Here is a 15,292-nt window from a genome sequence, read left to right as displayed (position 1 = left end):
AAGTTGGAGGAATGGCAATGACTGTTATTATTCAAAATGACCAGCTGATCGCCGAAATCGCTGAACACGGTGCGGAATTGATCAGTCTGAAATCAAAAGAACATGGTTTAGAGTATATCTGGCAAGGTGATCCAGCGTATTGGGGCAGACATGCACCGGTTTTATTCCCTTTTGTTGGACGTTTAAAAGATGATCAGTATGTTTATCAAGGGAAAACATATCAAATGGGGCAACACGGATTTGCTCGGGATATGGATTTTGAAGTCATTGAACATGGACAAGAAATGGCTAGTTTCATCTTAAGGAGTACGCCGGAGACATTAGAAAAGTATCCATTTGATTTTGAATTAGTGATCAGCTATGAATTAGGAGGAGACGGCATCACGGTTCATTATCAAGTGGCAAATACCGGTGAAAAAGAAATGTTCTTTTCTATCGGTGGACATCCTGCTTTCAATGTACCTCTTGAAGAAGGATTGTCATTTGAAGATTTCTATCTGGCATTTTCTCCATTGAAATCAAGATTACGCCTACCATTGAAAGGCCCATTCATCGATATGGATCAAAAGACGTTAGGTCAGACAAATACGAATCTGGCTTTGAATCGTGAACTTTTTGAGCAAGATGCCTTGGTTTTTGAAACAAGGGGTCTAAATGCGTATGCCATTCGAAGTGAAAAATCTTCCCATAGTGTAACTTTAAGCTATAAAGATATGCCTTATGTAGGGATCTGGTCTCCTTATCCAAAAGAAGCGCCTTTCGTTTGTATCGAACCGTGGTGCGGAATCGCTGACACGGTGAACAGTAGTGGAAACTTGATGGAAAAAGTAGGGATCAATCAACTAGGTGCCCATGAAATCTTCAAGACAAAATATTCCATCACAGTGAAGTAAGAGGTTGTGACCGAGAAGTTAGCAGGGAACACCGGTTTACCAAGGTGTGTAAAAAAGCTATCCTGTAAGTAATAAGGGAGTGTGACATCGATTTGTCACACTCCCGTTTTATCTCTTTGGAATGAAAAAGTATCAGGATTTTTTCTTGCTGCTATTCAAACCAAACGGGATTCGACTTTCTGTATGGTTTCTGATACGCTTGATATTGTCTTTATGCCGATAAAAGATAAAGGAAGAAACTAAAAAGGCAATGATCGTCAGTAACCAATTGGGCTTAGCCAAAATCACAGGAGCTACATAAGGAAGGACGATCGTAGATAAAGTGATCAATACTGCACTGATCATACTGCTCAAACTCACCATACTTGTACAAAATAAACTAACGATAAAGATGATACAAGAATAAACAAAAAATACAGGATTAAATCCTAAAAGCATTCCTGCACTTGTCGCAACAGCTTTTCCTCCTTTGAACCCAGCAAAAATCGGAAATGTATGGCCAAGAATGGCGCATACCCCAAACCAAAGAGGGTTAATCCCAGAAAGGTGGAAGATCATCGGCAAACAAGTAGCCAATGTACCTTTTAAAATATCCATAAGCAGGACAACAATCCCGGCTGTTTTGCCTAATACACGAAATGTATTGGTCGTTCCAGTATTACCGCTCCCGTGTTGTCGGATATCTTTTTTGAAAAACAATTTGCCAATCCAGACACCGGAAGGAATAGAACCTAAAAGATATGCTAAAATAAGTAATAAGATCAATTTCATTTTTTACCCTCTTTCAAGTTGAAAACTATCCTTTACTATCCTTTATTTTAGCATGAATAGGTAACAGGAACAATTGAAAAAATGAAAGATACAAGTATAATAGATGGAATAAAAAGAAAAGCAAGGGGTGGCAGAAATGTCTGTAAAAAATAAAACACAAGAAACGATTTTCAACTATTTGGAAGAAGCAAAAAATATTGCCGTCGTAGGCTTGAGCAATAAACCAGAACGAACAAGTTACATGGTTGCACAGGTATTGCAAGACAATGGATATAAAATCATACCAGTAAATCCATTATTGGCTGGTGAAGAAATTCTAGGCGAGAAAGTCTATGCGAATTTGACAGAAATCGATGATCCAATCGATATCGTAGATGTATTTAGACGGAGTGAATTTTTACCTGAAGTAGCAGATGATTTTTTGAAAACTGATGCTAAAGTGTTCTGGGCACAATTAGGGATTGAAAACAAAGAAGCAGCTGAGATGCTAAGAAAAGCAGGACGTACAGATATCGTGATGGATCGTTGTATTAAGATTGAACTTGGTAAGTTGAAAGAAAACCAAAAATAAAAATGACCACAAAGAAGAGATGATCGATAGAGGGGAATGTCGAAAAAGCGGTTAGGAGATAATTAAAATTGATTTCTCGTCTACCCTCTTTTTTTTCACGACCTTTTCTAGTATGATAATCGTGGTGCGGTTTTGCCGCAAAGTATTATTGAAGGAGCGTTTGCCTTGGCAAAAAAAGTAAACAACGAATACAATGACTCGTCCATCCAAGTATTGGAAGGATTAGAGGCAGTTAGAAAAAGACCAGGGATGTACATTGGATCCACTGACAGCCGAGGCTTGCATCATTTAGTCTATGAAATCGTCGATAATGCAGTTGACGAAGCATTATCAGGTTATGGCAGTGAGATTGATGTGACCATCCATGAAGACAATAGTATAACTGTTGCAGATAGCGGACGTGGGATGCCTGTAGGAATGCATGCTTCCGGAATACCAACAGTTGAAGTGATTTTTACTGTGCTGCATGCTGGCGGAAAGTTTGGTCAAGGAGGGTACAAAACTTCTGGTGGACTGCACGGTGTAGGAGCCAGTGTGGTAAATGCCTTATCGAAATGGCTAACTGTAACGATCGTTAGAGATGGCGTAGAGTATCAGCAGAAATTTAAAAACGGCGGTAAACCTGACGGTACGTTGAAAAAGATAGGAAAAACAAAAAAAGCAAACGGGACGACTGTCCATTTTTTACCAGACGATACAATATTCAGTACAACGAAATTTTCATATGAAATTTTAGCCGAACGGTTAAGAGAATCTGCCTTTCTTCTAAAAGGCGTTAAAATCTCTCTTTCTGATCTTCGTGGAGAAGAACCAGTCAAGGAAATTTTTCATTACGAAGAAGGAATCAAAGAATTTGTTGATTATCTGAATGAAGAAAAAGATACATTGACACCAGTTGTTTATTTTTCAGGAGAAAAAGAAGGTATCGAAGTAGAGGTCGCTTATCAATACAATGACGGGTATTCAGAAAATGTTTTATCTTTTGTCAATAACGTTCGGACAAAAGATGGGGGAACCCATGAAGCTGGTATGAAAGCGGCGATGACGAAATCTTATAATGAATATGCGAGAAAAGTTGGTTTGCTGAAAGAACGGGACAAGAATCTGGAAGGTAGTGATTTCAGAGAAGGGTTAGCTGCTGTACTTTCTATCCGTGTACCTGAAAATCTTCTGCAATTTGAAGGGCAAACAAAAGAAAAACTTGGTACGCCAGTTGCTCGTACCGTAGTAGATAACGTCATCAGTGAACAAATGGGCTTTTATTTGCAGGAAAATAGCGAAATGAGCCAGATGTTGGTCCGTAAAGCAATCAAAGCCAGAGAAGCGAGAGAAGCAGCACGTAAAGCCAGAGAAGAAAGCCGAAATGGGAAGAAGCGTAAAAAAGGCGAATCTCTTCTTTCAGGAAAATTGACACCCGCACAATCCCGAAACCCTAAGAAAAATGAATTGTATTTAGTCGAAGGGGATTCTGCTGGCGGATCTGCTAAACAAGGAAGAGACAGAAAGTTCCAAGCAATTCTACCTTTACGAGGAAAAGTCATCAATACCGAAAAAGCTAAAATGCAAGATATCTTGAAAAATGAAGAAATCAATACGATGATCTATACGATTGGTGCAGGAGTCGGTCCTGAGTTTTCTATCGAAGACTGTAATTACGACAAAGTAATCATCATGACCGATGCGGATACAGACGGCGCCCATATTCAAGTATTGCTGCTTACTTTCTTTTATCGCTATATGAAACCGCTGATTGAAGCTGGGAAAGTATATATCGCGTTACCGCCTTTATATAAAGTATCCAAAGGACAAGGGAAGAAACAAGTCATTGAATATGCGTGGACAGATGACGAATTGGCAGCAATGATTAAAAAAGTCGGCAAAGGATATATGCTGCAGCGGTATAAAGGACTTGGAGAAATGAATGCGGAACAATTGTGGGAAACAACGATGGATCCGACTTCCCGTACGTTGATCCGCGTCCGTATCGATGATGCTGCGCAAGCTGAACGTCGAGTAACCACACTGATGGGTGACAAAGTAGAACCTCGAAGAAAATGGATCGAAAATCACGTGCAATTTACGCTCGAAGAAGATGGCAGTATCTTAGATAAAAAAGAGGATACTGAAATCTCTCCTTCAGTTTCTAATGATTTATTAGATGAAGAATGAGCAGATAAAAATGAAAACAATCAGTTATTTGAAGTAGAATAGGAGGTCACCTGATGGAAAATCGACAAGAAGTACAAGAATTAACTTTAGAAGAAGTGATGGGTGACCGCTTCGGACGTTATTCCAAATATATTATCCAAGAACGTGCACTGCCTGATATCCGTGATGGATTGAAGCCAGTGCAACGCCGGATATTATTTGCCATGAACAAAGATGGCAATACGTATGACAAAGGATTCCGTAAATCAGCAAAATCTGTCGGAAATATCATGGGGAATTATCATCCTCATGGTGACAGCAGTATTTATGAAGCGATGGTCCGCATGAGCCAAGACTGGAAGTTGCGGGAAGTACTGATCGAAATGCACGGGAATAACGGGAGTATGGACGGTGATCCACCTGCTGCGATGCGTTATACTGAAGCCAGGTTATCCAAGTTAAGTGGAGAGATGCTAGCAGATATCGAAAAAGAAACAGTCGATCTCGTGTGGAATTTTGATGATACAGAAAAAGAACCAACAGTCCTTCCAGCTCGATACCCAAACCTTCTCGTCAATGGATCGACAGGTATATCTGCTGGATATGCGACAGAAATCCCGACTCATAACTTAGCTGAAGTGATCGACGGCACAATCTATATGATCGATCATCCACAAGCGAGCCTTGAAAAATTGATGGAATATATTCCTGGACCTGACTTTCCAACAGGAGGGATCTTGCAAGGAAAAGATGAAATCAAAAAAGCTTATGAAACAGGGCGAGGAAAAGTTATTCTTCGTTCGAAAACAAAGATAGAAGCAATGAAGGGTAATAAACAGCAAATCGTGATCACAGAAATCCCATATGAAGTAAATAAAGCGACCTTGGTGAAAAAAATGGATGAGATCCGTTTGAATAAGAAAATCGATGGAATAGCTGAAGTACGAGATGAAAGTGATAGAACAGGTCTGCAAATTGTCGTCGAATTGAAAAAAGACGCCAATGCTCAAGGAATTTTGAATTATTTGTTCAAAAACACTGAGCTACAGATCAATTACAATTTCAATATGGTCGCTATCGACCATATGACTCCGCATCAAGTTGGACTGAAAGACATTTTAAGAAGTTATATCGAGCATCGAAAGCAAGTCATAACAAAACGTAGTCAATTCGATTTAGCCAAAGCTCAAAAAAGACAGCATATCGTAGAAGGATTGATGAAAGCTTTATCGATTCTGGATGAAGTAATCGCAACGATTCGTGAAAGTAAAGACAAAAAAGACGCCAAAAAGAATTTAGTCGACGTCTTTCAATTTACAGAAGAACAAGCAGAAGCAATTGTCACATTGCAATTATACCGTTTGACGAACACGGATATCACAGAGCTTCAAAAGGAATCCGAAAGCTTGATTGCGCAAATCACAGAGTTGAATAAAATCCTTTCAAATGACAAAGAGCTTTTCTCTGTTATGAAAAAAGAATTGCGAGAAGTGAAAAAAAATTATTCTTCCGCTCGTCTAACGACAATCGAAGACGAAATCGAAGAAATCAAAATTGATACGCAAGTCTTAGTGTCACAAGAAGACGTAATTGTCAGTGTGACGCGAGAAGGCTATGTGAAGCGAACAAGCCTTCGTTCTTATAGTGCTTCCAAACCAGAAGAAATCGGGATGCGAGAAGGCGACTACTTGCTATACTCAGGTGAATTGAGTACATTGGACCATGTTCTTCTGATCACAAATAAAGCAAATGTGATCTACCGCCCTGTCCATGAACTACCCGATTTGAAATGGAAAGATGCTGGTGAGCACATTTCTCAAACAATCTCCAATCTGTCTGTAGACGAATCGATTTTAGCTGTTTTCCCATATCAAAAAATTCAAGCAGAGAAAACATTTGTATTCATCAGCAAGAATGGATTGATCAAGCAAACACGAATGACAGAGTTCGAACCATGGCGCACCTATAAGAGCCGTCCGCTCAGCTGTATGAAGCTAAAGGCGGAAGAAGATGAACTGATTGCTGTGTATCTGAAAGAAGATCAGCCAGGCTTAGATGTTTTCTTAGTAACGCATCAAGGAATGGGTTTGCGCTATCCTTTAACAGATGTTCCCGTTGTTGGAGCAAAGGCAGCTGGAGTGAAGTCTATGAATTTGAAAGATGGAGATAGGATTATCAACGGGCTGCTTGTGTTAGCAGAAGGTGATACGCCGATCGTAATCGTTACTCAGCGAGGAGCTGTTAAACGCATGCTTGCTCAAGAAATCAGCCAAACTTCACGTGCGAAGCGGGGAGTGACGGTCATGCGTGAGCTGAAAAAAAATCCGCACCGTATTATCTATATGTCGGAAGGAAGATCAAAAGAAATAACCTTGATGAATCAAAAAGGGCAGCAGTTAACGATTGACCCAACTGATTTCCCTATAGGTGATCGAACATCGAATGGATCATTTGCGATGGATGAGAAAAAAGGTGGAGAAGTCATCGAAGTTATCGATGCTCCTGAGATTTTCATCGAGTCGTAACTGTTGTAGTATTTTAATGAAGAGACGACGTCTGTATTAATACAGATGGCGTCTCTTTTTCATTCATTTTTAATAAATCCTTATACGTTTGCAAAAAAAGATGAAAGTGTTCACAATGCTTAAATGTTGGTATGTCAACGTTGATTTAAATATATGTAAATAAAACATAAAGATTGTTAAATAAAAAACAAGAAAACCCTTGCAAAGATAGGGTGCTGTGTTATACTAATCACGTAAAAACTGTTACATAAAACAGAAATTTAGGAGGTCCATACAATGGAGCAATGGAATGGATTTAAAGGTACCAAATGGAAAGAAGGCGTAGACACTAGAGACTTTATTCAAAATAACTACAGTGAATATCGCGGTGATGACAGCTTTTTGGAAGGCCCAACAAAAGCAACAGAAAAATTATGGGATGAATTGCAAAAGTTAAATGATATCCAATTCGAGCGTAACGGTGTCTATGATATGGACACAGAAATAGTATCAACTATTACTTCACACGATGCAGGCTATTTGGATAAAGATTTGGAAAAAATCGTCGGTCTACAGACAGACAAACCTTTGAAACAAGCATTCATGCCGTTCGGCGGAATCAATATGGCTAACAATGCGCTAAAAAGCAATGGCTATACACCAAACGATGAATTGACACATATTTTCACTGACTGGCGCAAAACACATAATCAAGGTGTATTTGACGCTTATACTGCTGAAATGCGTGCTGCTCGTAAAAACAAAATCATTACAGGACTTCCAGACGCTTACGGTCGCGGACGTATCATCGGTGACTATCGTCGTGTGGCATTGTATGGAATCGACTATTTGATGGAACAAAAGAAAAAAGATCATGATATGACTGGTTATCATACAATGAGTGAAGAAGTGATTCGTTTACGTGAAGAAATCACTGAACAATATCGTGCATTAGCGCAAATGAAAGAAATGGCTGCGAAATATGGCTATGATATTTCTAAACCAGCTGCAAATGCAAAAGAAGCTGTCCAATGGCTATACTTCGGATATTTATCAGCAATCAAATCACAAAATGGTGCTGCGATGTCAATCGGACGTATCTCAGCATTCCTTGATATCTATATCCAACGTGATTTGGATAATGGAGTAATCACAGAAAAAGAAGCACAAGAATTGATCGACCACTTAGTAATGAAATTACGTATGGTCAAATTCGCGCGTACACCTGAATATAACCAATTATTCTCAGGATTCCCTATCTGGGCTACTTTATCCATTGCAGGTATGGGATTAGATGGTCGTTCATTAGTTACAAAGAATGATTTCCGTCTGCTTCATACATTAACAAATATGGGACCTTCACCAGAACCAAACTTGACTGTTTTGTATTCTGAACACCTTCCAGAAGGATTCAGAACATATGCTAGCAGAATCGCTATCGAAAGTTCTTCGATTCAATTCGAAAATGATAATCAGCTTCGTGAACAATGGGGTTCTGATGATTGTGCGATTGCTTGCTGTGTATCAGGAACAGTTGTCGGAAAAGACATGCAATTCTTTGGTGCTCGTGCTAACTTGGCTAAAACACTATTATATGCCATCAATGGCGGAGTCGATGAAGTGACTGGCGCCCAAGTTGGACCAGAATATCGTCCAATCACATCAGAAATACTAGACTTTGAAGAAGTGAAACATAACTTCATGAATATGATGGATTGGTTAGCAGAACTATATGTCAATACGTTGAACATCATTCATTATATGCATGATAAATATTCTTATGAAGCAGCTCAGCTGGCTTTGATGGATTCTGACTTGCAACGCACATTTGCTACAGGTATTGCTGGGATCTCTCATGCGGCAGACAGCTTGTCAGCGATCAAATATGCAAAAGTAAAAGCAATCCGTAATGAAAAAGGAATAGCAGTTGATTTTGAAGTGGATGGCGACTTCCCTAAATACGGAAATGATGATGACCGTGCAGATGAATTAGTTTCATGGATCTTGGAATACTTCATGGGACAAATCAAACGTCATAAAACTTACCGCAACTCAAAACCAACAACTTCATTATTGACGATTACTTCAAATGTTGTTTACGGTAAAAATACAGGAAATACTCCTGATGGCCGTGAAGCTGGAAAACCACTTGCGCCAGGAGCAAATCCAAGTTACAATGCGGAACAAAGTGGGTTATTAGCTAGCCTGAACTCAACAGCTAAAATGAATTACGGCTGTGCATTGGATGGAATTTCAAATACCCAAACAATCAATCCTTCAGGTCTTGGAAAAGAACAAGATACAAGAATCGAAAACTTGCGTAATGTCTTAGATGGATACTTCTCAAAAGGAGCTTATCATTTGAATGTCAATGTATTCAGTAATGATTTATTGCGTGATGCAATGGAAAATCCAATGAAATATCCGAACTTGACGATCCGGGTATCTGGTTATGCAGTTAAATTCCGTGACTTGACAAGAGAACAACAATTAGATGTCTTGATGAGAACTTCACACGACAGAATGTAAAAAGTTCGTGAAAAAAGTTTTTCGACTTAGCGTCGAAAGGACGTTGAATAGCCATCGCATCAAAATCGAATAATCAGTATGCTTATTTGAAAGAAACGATTTACAGGGGCAGGACTTGTATGTTCCGTCCCTGTAAATTTTACACATAACGAAGCGGCAATTGCGAAAAATTTTGTTCAGAAAGCTTCGCTTCGACAGCTAACTTGTACTTAAAATGAAATCAAAGAAAAGATGTGAACTTAAATGGAAGAAAAAACAATCGGCTATGTTCATTCTATCGAAACTTTCGGTTCAGTAGACGGACCTGGACTGCGCTTTGTCGTGTTTATGCAAGGATGCCGCATGCGTTGCCAATTTTGTCACAATCCAGATACTTGGAATATTGGCGGAGGGAAAGAATACACAGCAGATGAACTTTTAGATAAAGCAGAACGCTTCAGACCTTACTGGGGAGATAAAGGTGGTATTACTGTTAGTGGTGGAGAACCTCTATTGCAGATCGATTTTTTGATCGAACTATTTAAAAAAGCAAAAGAGCGGAAGATGCATACTACATTGGATACATGCGGAAAACCTTTTACGTATGAAGAACCTTTCTTTTCACGTTTTCAAGAATTGATGAAGTATACAGATTTACTGTTATTTGACATCAAACACATCGATAATGAAGAGCATAAAAAACTAACGCATTGGGACAATGAAAATATTTTAGAAATGGCTCAATATTTGTCAAAAATCAACAAACCGGTTTGGATTCGCCATGTACTAGTTCCTGAGCGAAGTGATTATGATGAATATTTGATCCGACTAGACAACTTTATTCAAAACTTGTCAAATGTAGACAGAGTAGAGATTCTTCCTTATCATACGATGGGAAAATACAAGTGGGAAACACTTGGTTTGAAATATCCATTAGAAGGGATCGAACCACCTACAAAAGAACGTGTCGAAAATGCTAAACGATTGCTTCATACAGAAGAGTATACAAAATATTTAACGCGATAGGTCGCATCGGAAAGAAGATAAGTATTGCTTCTTTCCGTTTTTTTGCTATTATTAAATAGGAGAAATCACAAAGGAGCGAATGACATGTCAAAAATTTTAGTTTTTGGTCACCAAAATCCAGATACAGATGCAATCGGGGCAGCCATTGCGTTTTCACACTTGCAAAATGAATTAGGTAAAGAAACTGAAGCAGTTGCTCTAGGTACACCTAATGAAGAAACACAATACGCATTAGACCACTTTCAGCTATCTGCACCACGAGTAGTAGAGTCAGCTAAAGCAGAAAATGCAGATGTCATGCTTGTGGATCATAATGAATTCCAACAAAGTATTTCAGATATCAGCGAAGTAAATATTTTAGCTGTAGTAGACCACCATCGTATTGCAAACTTTGAAACAGCTAATCCATTGTACTATCGTGCAGAACCAGTTGGATGTACAAGTACGATTATTTTAAAACTATATAAAGAAAACCCAGTAACAATTCCTAAAGAAATCGCAGGAATCATGCTCTCAGCTATCATTTCAGATACATTGTTGTTCAAATCACCAACATGTACGCCTGAAGATGAAGCAGCTGCAAAAGAACTTGCAGCAATCGCTGAAGTCGATCTAAACACTTATGGACTTGAAATGTTGAAAGCAGGAACAAATCTAAGTGATAAATCAGCTGCGGTTCTTCTTGATTTGGATGCAAAAAGTTTCCCAATGGGCAGTTCCAACGTTCGTATCGCTCAAGTCAATACAGTGGACCTTAATGAAGTGATGGATCGACAAGCAGAGCTAGAAGCAGCAATGGAAGATGAAATGAAAGCAAATGGCTACGATCTGTTCGTATTAGTTGTCACAAACATCTTAGACAGTGATTCAGAATTACTTGTTGCTGGTAAAGGAAAAGAAAAAGTAGAAGAAGCTTTCCAAACAACTTTGACCAACAACCGTGCTTTGCTTAAAGGTGTCGTTTCACGTAAAAAACAAGTCGTACCTCAATTGACGGCTGTATTTAGCTAATCAAATGGTAGTATGAAGCATTCAAAATGAATGGATAAGCGATTGATATAAAAAGAAACATAGAACATACTAAAGGCCGAAGAAATGGAGGAGAATAACAGTCAATTATGACTCTTGTTCTTCCTCCTTTTTACGTAAAAGCCTTTTAAGTAAAATAAAACGGATAGAAAAGAGAACATATATGAACTATTATTATTCAAAAAATAAGGAAAACTTTTATCAAAAACTGACCGATGATCCGCTTTTTTCTTCATTGACCGATTATCTATATGAACATCGAGAACAAGAAACGATTCTAAGAGAATTGAAAAAAGAATTTTCGCAAAATAAATTTTCCCATTTTCTTGATCTATTGATCGATGCAGGATTAATCAAGAGGGAAGAACGAAGATATCATTTGAACTTTCCAATATTTGATCCTAAAGATTACTTGCAACAAGCCACTTCGGCTGCTGAAACCATAGCTGAACAATTGAAGAGACTCTCTGTTGATGAACAAAAATTAGCGATGGGAGAAGTTATTTGGGCGTATTGTTTCGAAGATGAACGGAAAGAAGCGTATTTTTATGGAGTAAAAAACAGCCGAGAGACAGAATTGTTGAGGACAACTGCAGGAAATGAGAAGTACCGTTTTATCACACTTTCCTCTATAGAACACTTCCCGCTTACTTTGGCTAATTACTTTTTTGTACAGAAGAATCAGCTTCCTGTAACGAAGGCATTCAAAGAATTAGCCGAACTTATTGGAGACGTAAATGAAGCGTACTTTTTTGATCAAATAGAAGTTATCGTTGACAGGATACGTAAGAATAAATATAAAAATTGCCGGCCTAGTATTTTCCATCAGTCTCTACTTGTGACGAATACTATAAAGGAAGAAGAATCATTCACATTAGAATTACCTATTGTCGAAAAAAACAATTTTGAGATTGAATTACCAACATTGGATCCTTCATTGACAATGGAGGAAACGGCCTTTCTTAAACGACAAATCTTTTCTGAGCTGAGCAAGAAATTTATACCGCATGTATTTTCTTATATCAAAGAATATGGAACAATATAGAACAGCTTTAGTGCGTAAAATTTAAGAGAGCAGTAAGCAAAAATTATACTGAGTCTTGCAGGAGGAGCCTTTCTCTTCCTTTATGGTTAAAAGAATTATTTGAGTATTTTGCCTATCTACCACCTATTAGATTCACTACATGGTCTGGAAACAAAGGAATGCAAAAAAATGGTGAGAAATGTGGAATGACAAAGGAAGTAGTGATAAGAAAAGTTAGATTTTTAAATAATCAATATTATGATTCAGTCAAGTATGGCATTTTATGGGAAGAACTAGCTGATTAGATTAGGAAGTCCATTTGATGATCCAGAATCACTAAGAAACGAATGGCGAGTCATTAATAATTTATCCAATCTTGGGTTATTCTTTTAGATTGAAGTGTTTAAAACTAAAAAAGCATTTATGAAGTTGTAATAGTCAGGCTTCAAAATGCTTTTTATTTTGTTTGTTTTTTCTTTGCCACATAAATACACCTAGACTGACGATGAAGAGCATATCCAACAGATTTCCTGCGACTTGGATCGTCGAAGGGTTGGTCAGTGGCATTAAAGCAAGGACAAAAAAGGAAAACAAGCTGTAAATAAAACAGGTGACAGGAACTAATCGAAAGAAGAGCGGACATTTCAATTGGCTAAAAATGAGTGAAAAAATAAAATAAGTAAAAATGGATAAAATCACGACTAAACCATTCATGATAAAGAAGAAAAGCGTATTGTGATTAAACGAATAAAAAAGAATTGCTAAAAAAGAAAACGTTTTAAATGCAATCAATACGCTTGAAGCTTCGTTTAACGTACCAGGATGTCGATGAAAAAAATAGGCACCGAAATAAACAGAAAACAGTAAGCCGCAAAGAGAAGACAAAATCAAAAAAAACGGATTTTCTTCGGCTTCTGTGATATCAGAATGATCCAAAAGCAACCAGCCTAATGCACTAGAAGGCGCATGTGAGGTCTTAAGGTATGAATAACATAGAAAAAATAAGATCGTCAAAGTTGCAAAAAAAGAGCCTAAATGTAAAAAATTAGTGGTTCTACGTTGAATTTCCATAATATCTCCAAATTAAATTGATAAGTATATAAAGTATAATAACAAATTGATGAGTATATGTCGATGTTTTTTAATCAACGCGAATTGTAAAATTAAGTTAGAAAAATAAAAAGGCATTTATGGTACACTCAAATTGTATTTCCGACGAAAGAAAACAAAGGAGTGTAACCATAAATGACCTACAAACATCTTACCATAGACGAACTGACAATGATAGAATCATATTATCTTCAACATAATAAGCCGGTTGAAATCGCTAACCGAATGGGACGTGCTATACAAACTATTTATAATGTAGTCAATAAGTTCAAGCAAGGTAAGACTGCTCTTGATTATTGGCACCAGTATAAAGAAAATAAGAAAAAATGTGGTAGAAAAGTCATTCAATTACCTGCTCATGAAGTAGATTACATTAAAGAGAAAGTCACTCTTGGTTGGACGCCTGACGTCATTATCGGGCGAAAAGAAAGACCTGTTTCATGCGGTATGAGAACACTTTATCGTTTATTTTCTAAAGGAATATTTGATATTGACACACTGGATTTGAGTCAATATCTTGGACACATTTTAGTAGAGACGGTTAAGCCATTTTTTCTTTTGCTAATTCTTCAAATTCCTGTGGGGTTAGATAGTGAATCGAGCTATGGATTCGATTTCGGTTATAAAATCCTTCAATGTAGCTAAATAGCGCTCGATTTGCTTCTTCAAAATCTGAGTAGCTAGTCGTGTAGACTTCTTCTTTTTTCAATGAGGCATGGAAAGATTCGATTCCAGCATTATCATAAGGTGTTCCTTTTCTACTATAAGAATGCCTTATTTTGTTGGTTTTAAGCCATTGTTCCACTTCTCTTGCTGTGTATTGGCTGCCCAAGTCAGTGTGTAGAATCATTCCTTCTGGAATGTGATAATGTATTTTTGCTTTATTCAATGTTTGAATGACACAATCCACAGTCATTCGTTTTGAAAATGTATAACTAATAATTTTTTTCGTGTGTAAATCCATGATTGAAGATAAGTAACACCAACCATTTTTCTTAGTAGGAATGTACGTAATGTCAGCTGCCCATTTCTCACAGATCGTTTCAGTAGAAAAGTCCTGATTTAAGAGATTCTCTTTTGAAATGATCGGTTTATTAGACCTTTGAGGTCTATATTTTTTAACTACAATCGACCTTAAATTTAATTGTTTCATTAGCTTTTGGACATGTTTAAGAGATACTGAAATCCCTTCTTTTAATAAAACTTGATGGATCTTTGTGGCACCATAGCGTTGTTTATTCGTAAAAAAAATTGTTGAAATCTTCTTTTTCAACTTATTATTTCTGATTTCTGTAGCTGTCAACGGTTTATTCTTATAAAAATAATAGACACTTCTAGGGATTTCTAATAACCGACACAACAAAGAAACAGTGTAATCCTTACACCATTTTTCAATAAATTGAACAAGCGAATTTAGGTTTTCCGAGAGAATATGGCTGCGGCTTTTTTTAAGATTTCAAGTTCCTCATTTAAACGAGCATTTTCTTTTCTCAGTTCAGCTACTTCTTTTCCAGTCAGTCCTGTGGACTGATCAGGTAAATATAAATTCTTCCATTTGTAAATCGTTGCTTCAGATAAGCCATATTCTTTCGCTAACCCTCGAACAGAACGTCCAGTTTGATTCAGTTCAACAATCATTTGTTTAAAATTTTCTTCATATCGGGTCATAAAAATTCATCCTCTCGTAGATAAGTTTAATTTATTCTTG

General features: G+C 37.5%; 12 protein-coding genes and 1 pseudogene. 10 read left to right on the top strand and 3 right to left on the bottom strand.

The features are described from left to right. The first annotated feature begins 17 nt into the window (after positions 1-17). Positions 18-893 (top strand): aldose 1-epimerase family protein, encoded by an 876-nt coding sequence (locus MKX69_RS07565; protein WP_002296994.1) that lies wholly within the window; start codon positions 18-20, stop codon positions 891-893. Between the two features lie 132 nt (positions 894-1,025). On the opposite strand, the gene plsY is transcribed toward MKX69_RS07565, so the two are convergent. Next, positions 1,026-1,664, bottom strand: coding sequence for a glycerol-3-phosphate 1-O-acyltransferase PlsY (gene plsY, locus MKX69_RS07560; protein ID WP_002296995.1), 639 nt, complete (start codon positions 1,662-1,664; stop codon positions 1,026-1,028). Positions 1,665-1,800: 136 nt separating this feature from the next. On the opposite strand from plsY, the gene MKX69_RS07555 reads away from it, so the two are divergent. The 8 genes from MKX69_RS07555 to MKX69_RS07520 all read left to right on the top strand — a co-directional run bounded on the left by MKX69_RS07555 (position 1,801) and on the right by MKX69_RS07520 (position 12,779). Continuing rightward, on the top strand, positions 1,801-2,235 hold the full coding sequence (locus MKX69_RS07555) for a CoA-binding protein (RefSeq protein WP_341009600.1): 435 nt from the start codon (positions 1,801-1,803) through the stop codon (positions 2,233-2,235). 165 nt (positions 2,236-2,400) lie between these two features. Then, complete coding sequence (gene parE, locus MKX69_RS07550; RefSeq protein ID WP_341009598.1) at positions 2,401-4,404, top strand: DNA topoisomerase IV subunit B; 2,004 nt, start codon at positions 2,401-2,403, stop codon at positions 4,402-4,404. Between the two features lie 53 nt (positions 4,405-4,457). Beyond that, positions 4,458-6,908, top strand: a complete 2,451-nt coding sequence (gene parC / locus MKX69_RS07545) for a DNA topoisomerase IV subunit A (protein ID WP_341009596.1) — start codon at positions 4,458-4,460, stop codon at positions 6,906-6,908. 276 nt (positions 6,909-7,184) lie between these two features. Then, complete coding sequence (pflB, locus tag MKX69_RS07540) at positions 7,185-9,416, top strand: formate C-acetyltransferase (protein WP_341009594.1); 2,232 nt, start codon at positions 7,185-7,187, stop codon at positions 9,414-9,416. Positions 9,417-9,659: 243 nt separating this feature from the next. Then, positions 9,660-10,421, top strand: coding sequence for a pyruvate formate-lyase-activating protein (pflA, locus tag MKX69_RS07535; RefSeq protein WP_341009592.1), 762 nt, complete (start codon positions 9,660-9,662; stop codon positions 10,419-10,421). Positions 10,422-10,505: 84 nt separating this feature from the next. Next, positions 10,506-11,432 (top strand): manganese-dependent inorganic pyrophosphatase, encoded by a 927-nt coding sequence (locus MKX69_RS07530; protein WP_002339399.1) that lies wholly within the window; start codon positions 10,506-10,508, stop codon positions 11,430-11,432. Between the two features lie 181 nt (positions 11,433-11,613). Then, the gene (locus tag MKX69_RS07525; protein WP_341009589.1) at positions 11,614-12,495 is read left to right on the top strand and encodes a DUF1803 domain-containing protein; all 882 of its coding nucleotides are present in this window, start codon (positions 11,614-11,616) and stop codon (positions 12,493-12,495) included. Between the two features lie 158 nt (positions 12,496-12,653). Beyond that, the gene (locus tag MKX69_RS07520) at positions 12,654-12,779 is read left to right on the top strand and encodes a GNAT family protein (RefSeq protein ID WP_002296999.1); all 126 of its coding nucleotides are present in this window, start codon (positions 12,654-12,656) and stop codon (positions 12,777-12,779) included. 133 nt (positions 12,780-12,912) lie between these two features. Here MKX69_RS07520 and MKX69_RS07515 read toward each other — a convergent pair whose 3' ends face one another. Next, positions 12,913-13,545 (bottom strand): hypothetical protein, encoded by a 633-nt coding sequence (locus tag MKX69_RS07515; RefSeq protein ID WP_002289266.1) that lies wholly within the window; start codon positions 13,543-13,545, stop codon positions 12,913-12,915. A gap of 174 nt (positions 13,546-13,719) precedes the next feature. Between MKX69_RS07515 and MKX69_RS07510 the strand changes: the two are divergent. Continuing rightward, positions 13,720-14,091 (top strand): annotated as a pseudogene (locus MKX69_RS07510) (IS30 family transposase); the annotation flags it as partial. A gap of 34 nt (positions 14,092-14,125) precedes the next feature. Here MKX69_RS07510 and MKX69_RS07505 read toward each other — a convergent pair. Continuing rightward, positions 14,126-15,252, bottom strand: a protein-coding gene (locus tag MKX69_RS07505) for an IS3 family transposase (protein WP_094850654.1) whose coding sequence is annotated in 2 segments (ribosomal slippage) — positions 14,126-15,024 and positions 15,024-15,252 — 1,128 coding nt in all. Because the reading frame shifts where the segments join, the coding sequence is not laid out codon by codon here. Positions 15,253-15,292: the final 40 nt, after the last annotated feature.

The sequence above is a fragment of the Enterococcus sp. FSL R5-0957 genome (assembly GCF_038008005.1).
Classification (GTDB): domain Bacteria; phylum Bacillota; class Bacilli; order Lactobacillales; family Enterococcaceae; genus Enterococcus_B; species Enterococcus_B faecium.
This window is presented reverse-complemented; position numbering and strand designations above follow the sequence as displayed.

Coding starts and splice junctions, on each gene's coding strand:
- MKX69_RS07530 (WP_002339399.1), top strand. CDS start 10,506: ATGTCAAAAATTTTAGTTTTTGGTCACCAAAATCCAGATACAGATGCA.
- parC (WP_341009596.1), top strand. CDS start 4,458: ATGGAAAATCGACAAGAAGTACAAGAATTAACTTTAGAAGAAGTGATG.
- pflA (WP_341009592.1), top strand. CDS start 9,660: ATGGAAGAAAAAACAATCGGCTATGTTCATTCTATCGAAACTTTCGGT.
- MKX69_RS07525 (WP_341009589.1), top strand. CDS start 11,614: ATGAACTATTATTATTCAAAAAATAAGGAAAACTTTTATCAAAAACTG.
- MKX69_RS07555 (WP_341009600.1), top strand. CDS start 1,801: ATGTCTGTAAAAAATAAAACACAAGAAACGATTTTCAACTATTTGGAA.
- pflB (WP_341009594.1), top strand. CDS start 7,185: ATGGAGCAATGGAATGGATTTAAAGGTACCAAATGGAAAGAAGGCGTA.
- MKX69_RS07520 (WP_002296999.1), top strand. CDS start 12,654: ATGCAAAAAAATGGTGAGAAATGTGGAATGACAAAGGAAGTAGTGATA.
- MKX69_RS07515 (WP_002289266.1), bottom strand. CDS start 13,545: ATGGAAATTCAACGTAGAACCACTAATTTTTTACATTTAGGCTCTTTT.
- MKX69_RS07565 (WP_002296994.1), top strand. CDS start 18: ATGACTGTTATTATTCAAAATGACCAGCTGATCGCCGAAATCGCTGAA.
- plsY (WP_002296995.1), bottom strand. CDS start 1,664: ATGAAATTGATCTTATTACTTATTTTAGCATATCTTTTAGGTTCTATT.